Below are 16,963 nucleotides of genomic sequence, written 5' to 3'. Positions count from 1 at the left end.
CCTCCGCCAGCTCCGCGACACGCTCAACGCCCAGTTCACCGAGACTGTCAGTACCCCATGCGATGCTGAACACGAGCAGGTGGCCTAACGATCACCTCGGGGCCGCCACCGAAGTTCAACGGAACTCGGGACATCCTCCCGAGAAAGATGGCGCGTACCGAACTGCGGCCCAAGGCTTCGACGCCGATCTCGTCTACCTCACTGAGGTCCGCTATCGCGAACGGACTTGTCCGCAACAGTGCCGGCAACAACAAGCCGCGTAGGTGAGTGCGTCGCGAACGCGGTCGACGAGGCCGGTAGGCGGAGCGAGGAGCTTGTTCGCCGGTGGTGAGTCGGGTGCAGATGGATGCGGCCGAGTGGGCGCGGGGACGCCTTCGAGCTGCTTGAGCACCTGCTCGGCATCCGCGTGCTCCGGGGAACCCTCCCGCGACTCGAGGCGACGGAACATGGCTTCGATCTCGCGGTGGTCCTCGATCAAGACACAAACGCCGGGCGCGCACTATGCGGGGTGGTCGGCGAATATTCACAGGCGAGCTGGTTAGGAGGGAGGGACGCCAGTTGACAGGTGATCAGGCCGGAAGGCAAGGAATGGCTGCAATGGGTAAGACGAAGATCGATACCGTCCGTCCAGGTGCGCGCAAGCGAGGCGCGCGGTGGCGTACGGCACAAGCAGCGCGGGCGATGCGCGGACAACGGCCGAGGCGGTATCGGCGAAGCGTTGGAGCAGCGCTGGGCCTGGGGCTCGTCGTCGGCTTCGTGGTCGCACGGTGCGTCGGTCGACCACCTGGCCTCCTGGGGAACGTAGAGCTCGCCGATGACATGCAGGCGGCAGTCAACGATCCGGCCAGTAGCTGAGTCGGTAGCACGGCGATCGGTTGTGCGAGCCGGTATGGTAGGCGACTGGAACTGGACACCGCTGTCGAAAGACCAGTGATCATGAACAGCGGGCACGACTCGTACTCGGCCGTCGATATCGGTTTCGCCCATCCCGCGTTGTTGTATCGCGATTCGGCTGAGTTCGTCGAACGTACCGGCCAGTTGGTCGCGGATGCAGTGCAGGCCAGTCGTCCTGTGCTCGTCGCGCTCCCATCGACCAACCTGAGCTTGCTCCGGGCGAGTTTGGGTGGTGACGCACAGTGGGTGCGCTGGATAGACATGTCAGAGGCGGGTGGCAACCCTGGGCGGCTCTTGCCTGCCGTTCTCGGCGCGTTCGCCGACCGTCACGTGAACCGTCATGTCGTGATGATCGGTGAGCCGATCTGGGATGGTCGACGGGCCCGCGAGTATGGGGCCGCGGTTCAGCACGAGGCGCTCATCAACCTTGCGTTCTCGAACAGGCGGGTGACCGTTGTCTGTCCCTATGCCACGAGCAAGCTGAGCCCGGCCACGATCGTCGACGCGGCCCGCACCCACCCGGAGCTCATCGAAGCAGGGAGGCTCAGCAGAAGCACCAGCTACGGCGATCCCGCGAGCGTGGCCGCCGCAGCCGTCGGGCCGTTGCCCGACCCACCTGGAGACGCCGCCGTACTCGTGATCTTCGACGGCCATGACTTGGCAAAGAGCCGTACGTTCACTAAACACCACGGCCGGGAGCTTGGACTGTACGGACGTCGGCTGGAAGACCTAGAGCTCGCGGTGCATGAGGCCGTCGTCAACACCATCACCCATGCGCCCGGCCCTGGCACCCTCCGGATGTGGCGCCGGGGCGGCAGCGTCGTCTGCGAGATCCACGACCGTGGCCGCATCGACGATCCTCTGGTCGGTCGCCACGCACCTGGCATGGACGATGAGCACGGCCATGGTCTGCCGATGATCCACCAGCTGTGCGACCTGGTACATCTGCAGACGGATGCGGTCGGCACAGTCCTGCAGCTGTACATGGACATCCCGCAAGCTGTGACGCGTCTTGAGTGACTAGTCGCAGTACTGGCCGGTCGGTTGGCTGCTGAGTATCAACCGCTGGTCGAGTAGCTGATCGATCTTGTGGAGGGTGTCCAGTTCGGCGGCGTACTCGCCGCGTAGTTGGCGCAGGTCGGTGGCCAGCCGGGCGAGCTGGTTGTCGACTGAAGCGAGGCGCCCCTCGGTCGCTAGATCTGCGATGTTCATCGCATCGTTCCTTGTGCCAGCCGTGTCGGTTCTTGGCTCGCATACCCAGCGGCGGGCGGCGGAAACCCCGCGATAGCAACGATGTCGTGGCATGACGACCGCGACCCGAAGATCTGGTGCGGGTGGGCCGGCCCAAGCGGCGGTGTCATTGCTGCGAACGCACCTTGCTACGTACGGGTCAGTGCGCGGTCGAGGGCGGCCGCCTGGTGGCGGTGGCCCACGGTCTCGTAGCCGACGATCACGGCGAGTGGTGCGCACGCGGTGATCAGGATGCCGGTGCCCATGGTGGCGCCGGCCGTGACCGCGATCACCGATGCAGCGAGCGCGCTCATCGCCCCGACGAAGAGCAGGAGGTGGAACGGGTCGAACTGACGTAGCAACAGCGAGTACAGCGTGAACAGGACGAAGGTGAAGATCGCGACGGGGATGACGACGGTGAGCAGCGCCGCGGGCCTGCCGATGTGGGCGGCGCCTTCGATGACGTTCGCGGCCACGTGCAGCCCGCCGCCGGTGGCGGCGAGCGAACCGAAGATGAGCAGGTGCCCGTAGCCCCAGACGAACCCGCGTTCGCGGTGGCGCGCGAGCACTTCGCCCGACGGCATCATGAAGTAAACCCACCAGAGACCGAACGCGAGCGCGGTGCCGCCGAACGCGACGAAGACCGCCTCCACCGACCAGCCCTGCTTCTCGACGACGGCTGAGATCGCGAGGATGGTGCCGAGCACGACCTCGCCGATCGTGATGATGACGAGCAGGCCATAGCGTTCCGCGATGTGATGCGGGTGCCACGGCGTGCCGCCGTCGATGCGCTCGGCGACGACCGGGCCGAGCAGCTCGACGATCGCGAGCCCGACGACCACCGCGACGGTGACCCGCAGCGGCGGGTCGACGAAGATCTGGACCATCCAGCCGATCTGCGCGACGGCGATGATCGTGGCGTACGTCAATGCGGGTCGGCGCCGTTCGATGTCGTGGCGGGCGGTGCGGAGCCAGAGCGCGATCGTCGACAGTCGCATGATGACGTAACCGGCGACCACGACGCTGTTGTCGATGTGGTGGCCCTCGTCGACGGAGTGGAAGAGCTGAGGCAGCCCGAGCGCGACGACGAGCACGCCAAGCATCTGCACCATCGTCGCGATCCGGAAGAACACGTCGTCGTTGTCGAACGCGGACGCGAGCCAGGAGTAGTTGATCCACGCCCAGCAGATGGCGAACACCGAGAACGGGAAGCCACCGATCGCGGGCGCGTAGTGGCCGAGCTCCAGCAGGTGCGCATCTGGGTGCCCGCCTGGCTGAACGCGACGACCAGCGTGAGGTCGAACAGCAGCTCGAGCGGGGTCGCCGAACGGTGCGACTCCTCGGGATCGCGGCCAACCATGCGGCGGACGCGGTGATGGAGAGGCGACCGTACGGGCGTCGTCATGGGCACCATCCGCTACGAACCGAGGCGGTCCGGGGCGTACGGGGCGAGGTCGAGGTCGGGATCGCGGGCGAGGGCGAGGTCTGCGGCGACCGAGCCGGCGTAGGGGCCGAACGAGAGGCCGTCGGCGCCCAGGCCGGTGGCGACCACCACGTGCGGGTGGTCGGTGAGCCGGCCGAGGACGGGCAGGCCGTCGGTGCTCACCGGGCGGAAGCCGACGCGTACCTCGGCGAGCGTGCCGTCGGCGAGGCCCGGGGCGGCGGTGAGCGCGTCGTCCAGCAGCTGGGCGACGCCCGCGGCTGTGCGGCGGTAGTCGAAGCCGGCGTCGGGTTCGTGCAATGCACCGCTGACCACGCGCCCGCCGGGGAACCCGAGCAGGTAGTGGCTGTGCACGCGGCGGAAGATCGGCCAGTCGTGGGTGTCGGCCAGCGGCAGGTCGAGGTGCAGGATCTGGCCGCGCACCGGCCGCACCGGTAGCCGTACGCGCAGCGGCTCGACCAGCCGGGTCGACCAGGCACCGGCCGCGACGACCACGCTCTCGACCGACAACCGCTCGCCGTCCAGCGTCGCGGCGGCGGGCGAGCCTGGGCCGTCCACCGTGAGCTGCACGGTGCCGTGCCTGCGCTGTGCACCCGCGGCGACGGCCAGGTCGAGCAGCCGGTCGGTCACCAGCCGGCCGTCCACCCGCCGCGCGCCTTCGTAGCGGAAGCCGGTGGTGCCCTCGCGCACCACGGGGAGCAGGTCGGCGAGCTCCGCGGGGTCGAGTAGCTTCGCCGCTGTGATCGACTCGTACTCCGGTAGGCCGGCGAGGGCGTCCACGGCGGCCACGTAGTCGTACAGCTCCCGGCTGCCGTCGTCGGTGTAGACGATGCCGGTGCGTGCGATGCCGGCGTCCGCGCCGAACGGGTCGAGCACCGTACGCCAATGCGCGAGTGCAGGCGCGACCAGCTGTTCCCAGCCGCGCGGCTGTGCCGCGAGCTGCTGCGGGAAGACGACGCCCGCACCGGCGGCGGTGGCCTGGCCGGTGACTGCGCCGTCGACGACGGTGACGTCTGCGCCCGCCGAGGTGAGGTGATACGCAGTGCTCGCGCCCACGATCCCACTGCCGACGACGAGGACCCGCATGCCGGCGAGCGTAACAGGCGTGGCTGCTCGCGTCCCCGGGGCGAAACCTGGAGAGTGGACGGCGTGACGACACCCGAGGACGAGACCGCCGAGCCCGCCGAGGGCGAGCAGGCGGAGCCGGAGCAGTCACGGTCCAGGCAGAACCTGGTGGCTGTGCTCGTGACCGTGACAGTGGTGCTGATCATCGTCGTGCTGCTCGCCACGCTCCTGCTGCCCGGTTGGCAGACGAAGCAGTACGGCTGGTCGGCGCCGAGCGACGAAGGCGACACGCACAGGACCTACGTCACCGGTGACTCGCTGGTGCGGGTGAGCAGCAGCGGCGTCGCGGCGTACCGGCTGGACACCGGAAAGAAGCAGTGGCAGCAGCGCACTGCGGTCGATCGGCAGCAGGTCTGCGCGGCGGTACCTGAACCGGCCGAAGGCGTCATCGCCGTGATGGTCGGCACGAGCCTCGGTCCCAAGTTCGTCTGCAGCGAGGTACGGGCCATCGACATCGACAGCGGCAAGGAGCTGTGGCGCAAACGGATCACCGAGCAGGTGGCTGCCGACCCGCGGCCGAGGTTCGCCGTGACCATGGTGGATGGCATGGTCGTCGCCACGGACGCGCTCGAGCTGGTGGCCTTCGACGCGCGCACCGGCAAGCGCCAGTGGCGCCATGGCCCGCGCACCACCGGCTGTCACCTGGCCGGCGCCAGCTCCGACGGCGACGAACTGCTCACCATCACGCAGTGCTACGACCCGGACGGGTTCCCCATCGACGGGGGAGTCCAGTCGCGCAGCCTGACCGACGGCGAGATCAACTGGCAGCGCAGGTTCGGCGCGGAGCGTGGTCGCATCGTCAACGTCGACCCACTGGTCGTGGCGACCGACAAGGGCAACGTGTTCACGTACGACGGGGACGGCAAGCAGCAGGCGCGCATCGCTGCCAAGCAGCAGGCGGGCACGCTCTCGCTGGTTCCCGACGTCGACTCCACCGACGGCAACGCGGTCGTCGAGGCGCGGGTCGTGGACGGGCTGCTCGTAGGTGCGGTACGCGGCGGCAAGCAGACGAGGGTGGCCGCGTACCGGATCAGGGACGGCAAGCGCAGCTGGGCCGCCGATGTCGGTGGCGCAGGCATGCCGTGGGTGAGTACCGGCGAACGCGGGCTGGTGACGTTCCTGGTGTCGGACGCCCCCGAGGACGACCTGCCGTACCTGGTCGATGTCGACGCGCGCACCGGCGCCGTCGACGCCGGCGACGAGATCGAGCCGCGCGGCAAGGCCACCCGGTTGCCGAAGGCGGGCTACGGCTACACCCTGGCCGACGACACGCTGCTCGCCGTACGGGCGGAGAGCGCCGGCGACGAGCCGTTGGTGCTGGCGTACAGCTAGGCCGCGACCCGGTCCACCGTCTGGCCGAACGCGGCGCGGGTCGCGCGGGCGAGCAGGGTGCCCGCGACGTGCGCGCGGTAGTCGGCCGTCGCGTGCAGGTCGGCCGGCGGCGTGACGGTGTCGCGCGCCCACTCGCGCAGCTCGCGCATGGCGGCCTCTTCGACGGCGCGGCCGCGTACCAGCTCCTCGGCCTCCGTACAGCGCAGCGGTACGTCCGCCACCCCGCTCAGCGCGAACCTGGCGGCGGTGACGACGCCGTCCTCGACGGTCAGCGAAGCAGCCGCGCCCACCAGGGCGAAGTCGCCGCGGCGGCGGCCGACCTCGTGGTACGCGGCGCCGGTGTCGGGCGCGGTAGGGAAGACCACCCGGATCAGCAGCTCGTCGGCGGCGAGCGCCGTGGTCAGGTGCGTCTGGAAGAACTCCGCCGCCGGTATCGTCCGCCGGCCGCGGATGCTCGCGGCGACGAACGTCGCGTCGAGTGCCCGCGCGACGGTCGGTAGTTCGGCGGCCGGGTCGGCGTGCGCCAGGCTGCCGCCGACGGTGCCGCGCGCCCGGATCGGCGGGTGCGCGATCTGCGGCAGCGCGGCGCCGAGCAGCGGCACCTGGCTCGTGACGTCCGGCGAGTGCTCGGCGGCGGCCTGCCGCACCATCGCGCCGACGGTCACCTCGCCGTCGCCGGGCCGCATCTCGTGCAACGCGTCGATGCGGCCCACGTCGACGACGTGGGCCGGCCGGGCGAGCCGGAAGTTCAGCAACGGCACCAGGCTCTGGCCGCCGGCGAGCACCTTGCCGTCGTCGCCGTGCTCGGCGAGCAGCTGCAGCGCCTCGGCGAGGGTGTCCGGCTGGTGCAGGACGAAGTCGACCGGCTTCATGCCGTGCCGCCGGGGAACATCTCGGCCGCGGTGCCGCCGAGTACCAGTGCCTGCTCGTCCGACTTCAGCTCGGCGTTCTCCGCGACGTTCCGCGGTGTCAGGTCGCCGATGGGGAACGGGTAGTCGGACCCCAGCAGTACGCGCTGCGCGCCGACCTTCCGTACCAGGAACTCGAGCGCGGCGGTGTCGAAGACCACGCTGTCGAAGTACAGGTGCGCGAACGACTCGACCGGGTCGGCGGTGCCGTCCGGGTCGAGCAGGTGGTTCTGCACCAACCGGCCGAGCACGTACGGCAGCGCCGCGCCGCCGTGTGCGACGAGCAGCTTCATCGCCGGGTACTTCGCGGGGATACCGCGGTAGAGCAACCGCGCCAGCGTGACCGTGGTGTCTTCCAGCCGCGCGAGCCCGTTCGCCAGGCCGAAGTCGGCGTACCTGCTCGACGCCGCGCCGAAGCCCGGGTGCAGGAAGATCACCGCGCCCGTCTCGTCGGCGGCCTCCCACAACGGCGTGTACGCGTCGTCGTCCAGCTCGCTGTCGCCGGCGCGGGTGGCGATCATGATGCCGGGCAGGTCGGTGCGGCGGTACTCGCGCAGTGCGGCGGCGGCGCGTTCCGGGTCCTGCAGCGGCACCGTGCCGAGCGGCACCAGCCGCTGGTCGGTGGCCGCCTGCTCGACGATGGTGGTGGTGAGCACGTGCGCCCACTCGTCGCCTTCCGCGGCGGGCAGCTGGTACCCGAAGATGTCCAGCCAGCCGCCGACGACCTGCCGGTCGACGCCCTGCGCGGAGAGCCAGCCGCTGCGCTTCTCCGCGTCGGTGAGGCCCGCATTGATCGGCCGCGTCGGTGGCCCACCGTTGAACGAGACGACGTGGCTGCCGCCGTCCGCCCGCACCTCGACGTTCGGGAACCGCTGCCGGCCCGCGGCCAGGTCCGCGACGAACCCGGCGGGCACCAGGTGAGCGTGGCAGTCGACGATCTCCGTGGTCACGTGTCTCCTCTTCCGCGTGCGGCGTGCACTGCCGCCCACACGTCGCTCGGCTTGATCGGCAGTTCGGTCAGCGGTGGTACGTCGACGGCGGCCAGCGCGTCGTTCACGGCGCTCGCCACCGCCGCTGGCGCGCCCATGTACCCGGCTTCGCCGGCCCCCTTCTGCCCGAACGTGGTGAACGGCGAAGGCGTGCAGTGCTCGACGTCGACGATGGTGGGGACCTCGTGGGTGCTCGGCAGCAGGTAGTCCATGAACGACTGGGTGAGCGGCTGGCCGGTGGGGTCGTACGCGAACTGCTCGTACAGCGCGACGCCGATGCCGTGCGCGGTGCCGCCGTAGACCATGCCGCGCACGACCTCCGGGTTGATGACCGTGCCGCAGTCGTGTGCGAGGTAGTACTTGTCCAGATCGACCACGCCGGTGTCGGGGTCGATGCTTGCGAGCACCAGGTGTGTCTCGAAGGAGTAGCACGGGTAGAGCTGCACGGTGCCGTCGTCCGCGGTGAGCCCGCCGGACCGCGGGGTGTGCGCGACCTGCACGACCTCCAGGCCTGGCTGCTCGCCCGGTGGCATCAGGTGCTGCTTGCGGTACGCCACACCGACCACGTCGTCCCACGACATCCGGCGCTGCTCGTCGGACGCGACGACCACGTCGCCGTCGACGTAGCGGAGCTCGTCGGTGGTGACGTCCATGTTGTGCGCGGCGATGCGTAGCGCTTTCTGCTTCAGCTCGTCCGCGGCCTGCCTGATCGCCACGCCGAGCACGATGGTCATCCGGCTGCCCACCGGGCTCTGCGACGGCATACCGGCCAGCGAGTCGGCGCGCAGCACGGTGACCGTCGCAGGGTCGCGGCCGAGCTCCTCGCCGACGAGCGTCGCCACCATGGTGTCGTGGCTCTGCCCGGCCGACGAGATGGCGACGACGGCGACCACCTCGCCGTCGGGGGTGACCCGCAGCCGGCAGGCTTCGGGGAACGTCGTCTTGTCGTTCGTCGGGTTCATGATGTTCTCGAAGATGGCGTTGCCACCGCCGGGTTCGAGGCAGGTCGCCACCCCGATGCCGGCGAGCTTGCCTTCGGCGCGCAGCTCGTCGCGCCTGGCCTGCAACGCGGCCAGGTCGGCAAGCTGGACGGCCTTGTCCACCACTGCCGGGTAGTCACCCGAGTCGTACTCCGTGCCGCTCGGGATGCGGTAAGGGAACTCGTCCGGCTGGATGAAGTTGCGCCTACGCAGCTCGATCCTGTCGATGCCGAGCTCGCGGGCGACGGCGTCCACGGCCGACTCGATCGCGTAGTTCGTCGGCGCCTGCCCGAAGCCGCGTACGGCTACCTGCCCGGTCTTGTTCGTGGTGACCGCCGTGGCGTGGTAGACGGCGCTCGGGATGCGGTACGGGCCGACGATCGCGCCGATCGGCTTCGCCAGCTGCAGCGGCGACCGGCCGGGATACGCGCCCTCGTCGTCGATCACGTCGATACGGATGTGCGTGAACGTGCCGTCGGCGGTGTACGACAGCTCGACGTCGAAGATGCGGTCCGGGCCGTGGAAGTCGCCGCCGTGCATGTTCTCCGCACGGTCCTCGATCAGCTTCACCGGGCGGTGCAGCCGGCGCGCGAGGTAGCCGGTGAGCACGCCGTGCTTGATGCCGCGCTTCACGCCGTAGCTGCCGCCGATGTCGACGTCGAAGTGCACGCGCACCTGGTTGCCAGGCAACCCGAGCGCGCCGGCGACCTGGTCGGGGAACTGCGGCATCTGGATCGACGCCCAGATGTCCAGTAGCTGCCGGTGCTCGTCCCAGTTCGCCACCACGCCGAACGTCTCGATCGGCACCGTGGAGTTGCGGTGCCAGCGGGCGCGTACCTTCGTGGTGCCTGCGGACCTGGCCAGGTTGCCGTCGACGTCGCCCCACGAGAACTCGCGGTGGGCGAGCACGTTCGTGCCGTGCCCGGTGTGCACGCTCGGGGAGTCGGGTTGCAGCGCGGCCTCCGGGTCGAGCACGAGGGGGAGCGGGTCGTAGTCGACGTTCACCAGCTCGGCGGCGTCCTCGGCCAGCGCCCGCGAGGTGGCGACGACGGCTACCACCCACTCACCGGCGTACCTGGTGACGTCGGCGGCGAGCGGGCGCCAGTGCACGTCCGGCAGGTCGAGGTACTGCCGCAGCGGCTCGGTCTCCTTCGCCAGCTCCGCGCCGGTGACCACGGCGAGCACGCCGTCGAGCGCGAGCGCGGCCGACGTGTCGATGCCGACGATCCTTGCGTGCGGGTGCGGGCTGGTGACCAGGCCGACGTGCACGGTGCCTGGCGGCGTGATGTCCGCGACGTACGTGCCGCGGCCGGTGACGAACCTGGCGTCCTCGCGCACCGGTGCCGGCCGCGAGATCCACTGGTACGTGGACTGCTCACCCATGGGCGGCCGCCTGCCGTACGGCCTCGCGGATCTGCACGTAGCCCGTGCAGCGGCAGATGTTGCCGCCGAGCGCCTCGTCGATGTCGTCGTCGGACGGGTCGGGCACGTCGTGCAGCAGGGCAACGCTTGCGAGCACCATGCCGGGGGTGCAGAAGCCGCACTGCAGCGCGTGGCTGTCGCAGAACGCCTGCTGCACGGCGCTGAGCGGGCCGCCGGGTGGCGAGATGCCCTCGACGGTGGTGACCTCGTGGCCGTCGGCCTGGGCCGCGAGCAGCAGGCAGGACCGCACCGGCGTGCCGTCGAGCAGTACGGTGCACGCGCCGCAGACGCCGTGCTCACAACCGAGGTGGGTGCCGGTGAGCCCGACCTGCTCGCGGAGCAGATCGGCGAGGCTGGTACGCCCCGGCGCCTCGCCCGACCACTCCTCGCCGTTCACGACCAGCCGTAACCGATGCGTACTACCCACGTGTGTGCTCTCCCTGCTGCGACGGCGTTGCCCCCCCCGTACGGCGGTGGTCAGCTCTGCGGCCGGGTGAGCACCCCCAGCGAGTCGCCGAGCGCGGCGGAGATGTCGGTCGCCGCTTGCACGGTGCGGTCGCGCAGGTCGTCGAACCGGTCCTGGCCGAACCGCTGCTCTGGCAGGCAGATGCCGACGGACGCGATCACCGCGCCGGTGTGGTCCCTGATCGGCGCGGCCACCCCGCCGACGCCCGGCCGGTAGCTCTCGTGGTTGGTGCCGTAGCCGTCGGCGCGCACGTCCGCGAGCAGTGCCGCGAGCTCCGCCGGGTCGGTCACCGTGCGCTCGGTGTACGACGGCACCGGCTTGTCGAGCACGGCCTGGATCTCCGCCGTCGGCTGGAACGCCAGCAGCACGCGGCCGGTCGCCACGCAGCTGGCCGGGCACCGGCGGCCGAGGTGGGACGTGGCCACCACCGGGTGCCGGCTCTCCAGCTTGTCCACGTAGACGACGTCGCCGTGGTCGTAGATGGCCAGGTGTACGGTCTCGCCGGTCTCCTCGTTCAGCTGCGCGAGCATCGGGGCGGCCATGGCACGCAGGTCGAGGTTCTGTGCCCACAGGCTGCCGAGCTCGAAACAGCGCACGCCCGCTGAGTACAGCGAGCTACGGGAGTCCTGCGCGACGTAGCCACGCCCTTGGAGCGTGGCGAGCAACCGGTGGATGGTTGCTTTCGGGCCACCGACCGCGGAGGCGATCTCGGTCAGCCCGACGGGCCGCCCTGACCGGGCGAGCAGCTCGAGGATGTCGAGAGCACGGTCGAGCTGGGCGCTACCGTCGGCCGGTTTGGGTCGCTGTTCCATACAGCTCTTCTATGTGCCCTACATGTGGTTAGTCAAGGGTTGATCTGGAACAGTGGTCCAATTATCGTTCCGGCATGGAGCCAAGCCCCGACCTACCCGACTGGGTCCCCGAAGGCAAGGGCGGACTGCCCAGCCTCGCGTACCGCGACCTGGGGTCGCGCGACGCCGACGCGGTCGTGCTGCTGCACAGCCTCGGCACCGACCAACGGTTGTGGTCACCGCAGCTCGCCGGCCTGACCGAGAGCCACCGGGTTGTGACGGTGGACAGCCGCGGCCACGGTGAGTCGGGGTGGACCGGTTCGGTGACCCTGGCGGACTGGACCGCCGACCTGGGGCGGCTGCTCGACCACCTGGAGCTGGCGGACGCGGCCCTCGTCGGCCTGTCCATGGGTGGCGTGCAGGCGCTCGCGTTCGCCGTGGCACACCCGCAGCGCGCCCGGTCGCTGGTCCTCGCCGACACGTTCGCCGAGCTGCCGCCCGAGGTGGCGAGCGCGAAGATCGACGCCATGACGGCGCAGGTACAGCAGTTGGGCATGCCCGGCTGGGCCGACACCTACGTCGCGGAGACGTTCACCGAGCCGCTGGCCGAGGGGGCGGAGCTGGTACGGAGCGCGCTGGCGCGGATGTCCGTGCTGCCGTACCTCGCCGCCGTCCGTGCCTGCTTCGGCGTACGCCTGGGCGACCAGCTCGGTGCGGTGCGGGTGCCGACGCTCGTGCTGTGGGGCGACCGCGACGCGAAGACCCCGAGGGGGCTGTCCGAGCAGCTCGTCGAGGGCATCCCTGCCGCGGTGCTGCAGGAGATCCCGGACGCCGGGCACCTCGCCAACCTGGAGAACCCGAAAGCGTTCCTGGACGCCGTGCAGGAACACCTCGTAGCAACGCCATAGCCGCTCGGGGGAGCGCGCTTCGACGCGGTGGTCGAAGGGAGTGCCCGATGCCAACGCTCGCCGAGTACCCGGTCAGCGAGCTCGATCCGTTCGCGCCCGAGTTCTTCGCCGACCGCTACCGCTACTACGACCAGCTGCGCGAGGCCGGTCCTGTCGTCCGGCTCGAGCGGTACGGCGTGTGGGCGTGTGCGCGGTACGCGGAGGTGCGCAGCGTGCTCGCCGACCCGGAGACGTACTGCTCAGGCGGTGGCGTCGGGTTGAGCAACCTGCACGTCGAGCAGCACTGGCGCAAGCCGAGCATCCTGCTGGAGAACGACCCGCCCGACCACACCAGGGTGCGGCGTGCGCTGATGCGGGTGCTCACGGCGAAGAACATCAGGAAGCTGCGTGAGCTGTTCGAGAGCAAGGCCGTCGAGCTGATCGAGCAGGTCATCGCGCTCGGTACCTTCGACGCCGTGCGCGACTTCGCCCGGCCGTTCCCGCTGCGTGTCTTCCCCGACGCCGTCGGGCTGGTGGCGGAGGACCGCGAGCCGCTGGTCGCGTACGGCCGGATGGTCTTCGACGGGATGGGGCCGCAGAACGACATCTACCGCGAGGTGATGGCCGACGCGGAGGCGACCGTCGAGTGGATCAACGCGCAGTGCCAGCGGTCCGCGCTGCGTCCCGGTGGGCTCGGCGCGCAGGTCTACGGCGCCGTCGACGCCGGTGAGCTGACCGAGGCGGAGGGTGCGCTCGTCGTGCGGTCGTTCCTGTCCGCGGGCGTGGACACCACGATCCACGCGCTCGCCAGCGCGCTCTACTGCTTCGCCTGCTACCCGGAGCAGTGGCAGCTGCTACGTGCGGACGTGAGCCGGGCCGGCCACGCGTTCGAGGAGCTGCTGCGGTACGAGGCGCCGTTCCAGCAGTTCTTCCGCACCACCACCAGGCAGACGCAGCTCGCCGACGTGCGGCTAGGGCCGGAGGAGAAGGTGCTGGTAATGCCCGGGTCGGCGAACCAGGACCCGCGGCAGCTGCCTGACCCGGACCGGTTCGACATCACCCGCCGGCCGGTCGGGCATCTCGGCTTCGGGCACGGCATCCACTCCTGCGTCGGCCAGCTGATCGCCCGGCTGGAGGGCGAGGTGCTGCTCACCGAGCTGGCCCGCAGGGTCGAGCGGATCGAGCTCGCAGGCGAGCCGACCTGGGGGCACAGCAACACGCTCCGCGGCCTCGCCCAGCTGCAGGTCACCGTCCGATGATCAGCGAAGGAGCTGAGGAGCTCGCTGGAGGTACGGCTCGCGCCTACTACCTTGGCACGCTGGTGGGCCCGCGCGAGACGTGCCGTAGGCGAGCGTGCGAAGCGGTCGCGGAGGCACCATGAGCTCGCTGGGTGCCACGGTCGCCGTCGTCACCGGCGGGGCCGCGGGTATCGGCCAGACAATCGGCCGGCGGCTCGTCGCGCACGGCGCGACGGTCGTCGCCGCGGACCTCGAGCGGTGCGACGGGTTGGTCCCCTGCGACGACGGCACCGTGTGCGGCTACGTCGACGTGACCGACCCGGCGTCCATCGACGCCCTGATGTGCGCGGTGGCGAAGGAGTTCGGCCGGGTGGACGTGCTCGTCAACAACGCGGGCATCTTCAGCTCGCTGGTGCCGCAGCACTTCACCGAGCTCGAACCGGACGACTGGCGGCAGGTGCTCGACGTCAACGTGACGGGCGTCTTCAACTGCTGCAAGGCCGTGCTCGCCGCGATGCCGGCCGGCGGCCGGATCGTCAACATCGCGTCCGCGGCGGCGCTCAAGGGGCTGCCGATGTTCATGCACTACGTCAGCAGCAAGGGCGCGGTGCTCGCGATGACCAAGGTGCTCGCCCGCGAGCTGGCCGACCGCGACATCAGGGTCAACGCGGTCGCGCCCGGGTTCACGCTCAGCGACGCGGTGAAGGACAACGAGGAGCTGCTCGGCGGCCTGCGGCACTCCGCGGTGCAGACCCGGTTGCTCGGCCGCGACCAGACACCGGACGACATCGCCGGCCTGGTGACGTTCCTTGCCGGCCCGGACGCCGCGTTCCTCACCGGGCAGACGTTCGTCGTCGACGGCGGATCCGTACTCCACTGACAGCCGGGTACCGGGGGACACCAACGATGAGCCAACAGGTCACCACCGCGACGAGACCCGCACGGCGGGCCGCCGCCGCGAGCCTCGCCGGCACGACGATCGAGTACTACGACTTCTTCCTCTACGGTGCTGCCGCCGCGCTCGTCTTCGGCCCGCAGTTCTTCCCCTCGTTCTCGCCGGTCGCCGGCGCGCTCGCGTCGTTCGGCGTGTTCGCGGCGGGGTTCCTCGCGCGGCCGCTCGGTGGCCTCGTTATGGGGCACTTCGGCGATCGGGTCGGGCGAAAGAGCATGCTCGTCATCTCGCTGCTCCTGGTCGGGTTGACCACGACGGCGATCGGCCTGCTCCCCACGTACGAGCAGATCGGTGTCTGGGCGCCGATCGCGCTGACCACTCTGCGGCTGCTGCAGGGCTTCGGCGTCGGCGGCGAGTGGAGCGGCGCCGTGTTGATGTCGGTCGAGCACGCGCCCGCCGGACGACGCGGGCTGTTCGGGATCTTCCCGCAGACCGGTGTGCCCGCTGGTTTGCTGCTGTCGAACCTGGCGTTCCTCGCCGCGTCGTTCGCGTCCGCGGCCACGTTCGCCGCGTGGGCGTGGCGGATCCCGTTCCTCGCGAGCATCGTGCTGGTCGTCGTCGGGCTCGTGGTGCGGTTGCGCGTCACGGAGAGCCCGGAGTTCGTCGAGGTGGAGCGCAAGGGCGCGCACAGCAAGCGGCCGCTGCTCGACGCGCTCAGGCAGTACCCGGGCCGGATCCTGGTCGCAGGTGCGCTGCCGATCGCGTCCATCATGATCACCTACGTGTTCACGGTGTACGCCCTGTCGTACCTGACGACCGTGCTGAAGGTCGGCCAGTCGACCGCGTTGCTGTGCGTGCTCGTCGGCACCGCGGTGTTCATCGTCGGGCTGCCTGTTGCCGGCCACCTCTGCGACCGGATCGGTGCGCGGCGGGTGTTCCTCGCCGGTTCGGTGTGGCTGCTGCTGTCGGCGGCGGTGCTCTTCCCGCTGCTGAACACCGGTGTCGTCGGGCTGTTCGTCGTGGGCGGGGTGCTGGTGTGCTTCGGCCTCGCGTCGACGTACGGGCCGTGCGCCGCGATGATCAGCGAGCTGTTCCCCGCGCACGTACGGTTCAGCGGCTCGTCGCTCGGGTACCAGCTGGCGACGCTCCTCGGCGGTGCTCCCGCGCCGTTCCTCGCCGTCGCGGTCTACCAGGCCACCGGCACCTCGCTCGGCGTGACCGGCTACATGGTCGCGCTTGCGGCCGTCAGCCTCGTCGGCGGGCTGATGTTCAGCCGCGTGCGGCCGCTCGGTGCGTCGGGGACGTCAGTCGCCGACGCCGGCGCGGTCCAGCGCGGCCGCAGCAGTGCGTAGGCTCGCCAGTCGCTCGTCCACGGTGGCGCCCGTCGTGCCGAGCGACAGGGTGGTCACGCCGGCTGCTGCGTACGCCTGCATCCGGTCGGCGATCCTGGCCTCGTCGCCGAGCAGCGCCGTCTCGTCCAGCAGCTCGAACGGCAGAGCAGCGCCGGCGCCTTCGTAGTCGCGGCCGAGGAAGCGCTCCTGCACCTCGGCGGCCGCGTCCTCGTAGCCGAGCCGCTCCGCGGCCTGGCGGTAGAAGTTCTGCTTCCTGCTGCCCATGCCGCCCACGTAAAGCGCCGTGTGTGGACGTACGAAGTCGGCGCACGCGGCCGGGTCGTCGCCGACGGCGATCGGCACGCTGGCCTGGACGTCGAAGCCGGCCAGCGACTTGCCGGCCTTCGTGCGGCCGCTCTCGATGGTCGAAAGCGTCTCGCCCAGCTGCCTGGCCGCGACGAACATGCCGAGCCAGCCGTCCGCGATCTCACCGGTCAGCTCCAGGTTCTTCGGACCCAGCGCGGCCAGGTAGACGGGGATGCTCTCGCGCACCGGGTGCACGATCATCCGCAGCGCCTTGCCGGGCCCGTCCGGCAGCGGCAGCTGGAAGTGCGTGCCGTCGTACTTCACCCGGTGCTTGCGCTCCAGCGCCAGCTGGACGATGTCCACGTACTCGCGGGTGCGGCCGAGCGGGTCGGCGAAGCGTACGCCGTGCCACCCCTCGGAGACCTGTGGCCCGGAGACCCCGAGCCCGAGCCTGAACCGGCCGCCGGACAACGCATCCAGCGACGCCGCGGTCATCGCGGTCATCGCCGGCGACCGCGCGGGGATCTGCAGCACGGCCGCGCCGAGCTCGATCCGCTGGGTCTGCGCGGCCAGCCACGACAGCACCGACACGGCGTCCGAGCCGTACGCCTCGGCCGCCCAGGCGCACGCGAAGCCGAGCCGCTCCGCCTCCGTCACCAGCCGTAGGCCGTCCGCCGAGTCGTTCTCCGCGCCCCAGTACCCGAGGTTCAATGCCAGCCGCATGCCTGTGA

15 protein-coding genes and 1 pseudogene are annotated in these 16,963 nt (G+C 70.5%); 6 read left to right on the top strand and 10 right to left on the bottom strand.

What is annotated here, in order from left to right; all coding sequences use genetic code 11:
- Positions 1–211 precede the first annotated feature (211 nt).
- Positions 212–478 (bottom strand): hypothetical protein, encoded by a 267-nt coding sequence (locus GEV07_07875; GenBank protein ID MQA02628.1) that lies wholly within the window; start codon positions 476–478, stop codon positions 212–214.
- A gap of 452 nt (positions 479–930) precedes the next feature.
- Here GEV07_07875 and GEV07_07870 point away from each other — a divergent pair, with 452 nt between their 5' ends.
- Positions 931–1,914: a sensor histidine kinase gene (locus GEV07_07870; GenBank protein MQA02627.1), complete on the top strand. Its 984-nt coding sequence runs from the start codon at positions 931–933 to the stop codon at positions 1,912–1,914.
- Here the strand turns inward: GEV07_07870 and GEV07_07865 are convergent, their stop codons facing one another.
- From GEV07_07865 to GEV07_07855, 3 genes and pseudogenes are all read right to left on the bottom strand, one after another.
- Entirely contained in the window at positions 1,915–2,106 is a 192-nt protein-coding gene (locus tag GEV07_07865) for a hypothetical protein (GenBank protein MQA02626.1), read from the bottom strand.
- A 167-nt stretch (positions 2,107–2,273) separates the two neighbouring features.
- A pseudogene (locus GEV07_07860) lies at positions 2,274–3,484 on the bottom strand (low temperature requirement protein A).
- Positions 3,485–3,541: 57 nt separating this feature from the next.
- Positions 3,542–4,651 (bottom strand): FAD-dependent oxidoreductase, encoded by a 1,110-nt coding sequence (locus tag GEV07_07855; GenBank protein MQA02625.1) that lies wholly within the window; start codon positions 4,649–4,651, stop codon positions 3,542–3,544.
- Positions 4,652–4,714: 63 nt separating this feature from the next.
- Between GEV07_07855 and GEV07_07850 the strand changes: the two genes are divergently transcribed.
- Positions 4,715–6,022 carry a PQQ-binding-like beta-propeller repeat protein gene (locus tag GEV07_07850; protein MQA02624.1) on the top strand — a complete coding sequence of 436 codons (1,308 nt, stop codon included), beginning with the start codon at positions 4,715–4,717 and terminating at the stop codon, positions 6,020–6,022.
- Here the strand turns inward: GEV07_07850 and GEV07_07845 are convergent.
- The 5 genes from GEV07_07845 to GEV07_07825 form a co-directional block, all read right to left on the bottom strand.
- Entirely contained in the window at positions 6,019–6,894 is an 876-nt protein-coding gene (locus GEV07_07845; protein ID MQA02623.1) for a xanthine dehydrogenase family protein subunit M, read from the bottom strand. The genes GEV07_07850 and GEV07_07845 overlap by 4 nt on opposite strands.
- A complete protein-coding gene (locus tag GEV07_07840; protein MQA02622.1) occupies positions 6,891–8,351 on the bottom strand; it encodes an amidohydrolase family protein in 1,461 nt (486 codons plus the stop codon). The genes GEV07_07845 and GEV07_07840 overlap by 4 nt, the downstream gene beginning before the upstream one ends.
- The gene (locus tag GEV07_07835; GenBank protein ID MQA02621.1) at positions 7,877–10,282 is read right to left on the bottom strand and encodes a molybdopterin-dependent oxidoreductase; all 2,406 of its coding nucleotides are present in this window, start codon (positions 10,280–10,282) and stop codon (positions 7,877–7,879) included. Before GEV07_07835 ends, GEV07_07840 begins: the two co-directional genes overlap by 475 nt.
- Positions 10,275–10,724 carry a 2Fe-2S iron-sulfur cluster binding domain-containing protein gene (locus GEV07_07830; GenBank protein MQA02620.1) on the bottom strand — a complete coding sequence of 150 codons (450 nt, stop codon included), beginning with the start codon at positions 10,722–10,724 and terminating at the stop codon, positions 10,275–10,277. The genes GEV07_07835 and GEV07_07830 overlap by 8 nt, the downstream gene beginning before the upstream one ends.
- Before the next feature lie 74 nt (positions 10,725–10,798).
- Positions 10,799–11,599 carry a helix-turn-helix domain-containing protein gene (locus GEV07_07825; protein MQA02619.1) on the bottom strand — a complete coding sequence of 267 codons (801 nt, stop codon included), beginning with the start codon at positions 11,597–11,599 and terminating at the stop codon, positions 10,799–10,801.
- A gap of 74 nt (positions 11,600–11,673) precedes the next feature.
- Between GEV07_07825 and GEV07_07820 the strand changes: the two genes are divergently transcribed.
- The 4 genes from GEV07_07820 (at position 11,674) to GEV07_07805 (ending at position 15,947) form a co-directional block, all read left to right on the top strand.
- Positions 11,674–12,486 (top strand): alpha/beta fold hydrolase, encoded by an 813-nt coding sequence (locus tag GEV07_07820; GenBank protein ID MQA02618.1) that lies wholly within the window; start codon positions 11,674–11,676, stop codon positions 12,484–12,486.
- 47 nt (positions 12,487–12,533) lie between these two features.
- The gene (locus tag GEV07_07815) at positions 12,534–13,724 is read left to right on the top strand and encodes a cytochrome P450 (protein MQA02617.1); all 1,191 of its coding nucleotides are present in this window, start codon (positions 12,534–12,536) and stop codon (positions 13,722–13,724) included.
- A 118-nt stretch (positions 13,725–13,842) separates the two neighbouring features.
- Positions 13,843–14,583: an SDR family oxidoreductase gene (locus GEV07_07810; protein MQA02616.1), complete on the top strand. Its 741-nt coding sequence runs from the start codon at positions 13,843–13,845 to the stop codon at positions 14,581–14,583.
- Positions 14,584–14,609: 26 nt separating this feature from the next.
- Positions 14,610–15,947 (top strand): MFS transporter, encoded by a 1,338-nt coding sequence (locus GEV07_07805; protein MQA02615.1) that lies wholly within the window; start codon positions 14,610–14,612, stop codon positions 15,945–15,947.
- Here GEV07_07805 and GEV07_07800 read toward each other — a convergent pair.
- Entirely contained in the window at positions 15,900–16,955 is a 1,056-nt protein-coding gene (locus tag GEV07_07800) for an LLM class F420-dependent oxidoreductase (protein ID MQA02614.1), read from the bottom strand. The genes GEV07_07805 and GEV07_07800 overlap by 48 nt on opposite strands.
- Positions 16,956–16,963: the final 8 nt, after the last annotated feature.

This window comes from Streptosporangiales bacterium (genome assembly GCA_009379825.1).
In the GTDB taxonomy this organism is placed as follows: Bacteria; Actinomycetota; Actinomycetes; order Streptosporangiales; family WHST01; genus WHST01.
The sequence above is the reverse complement of the archived record's forward strand: the minus strand, read 5'-3'. Positions and strand labels throughout refer to the sequence as shown.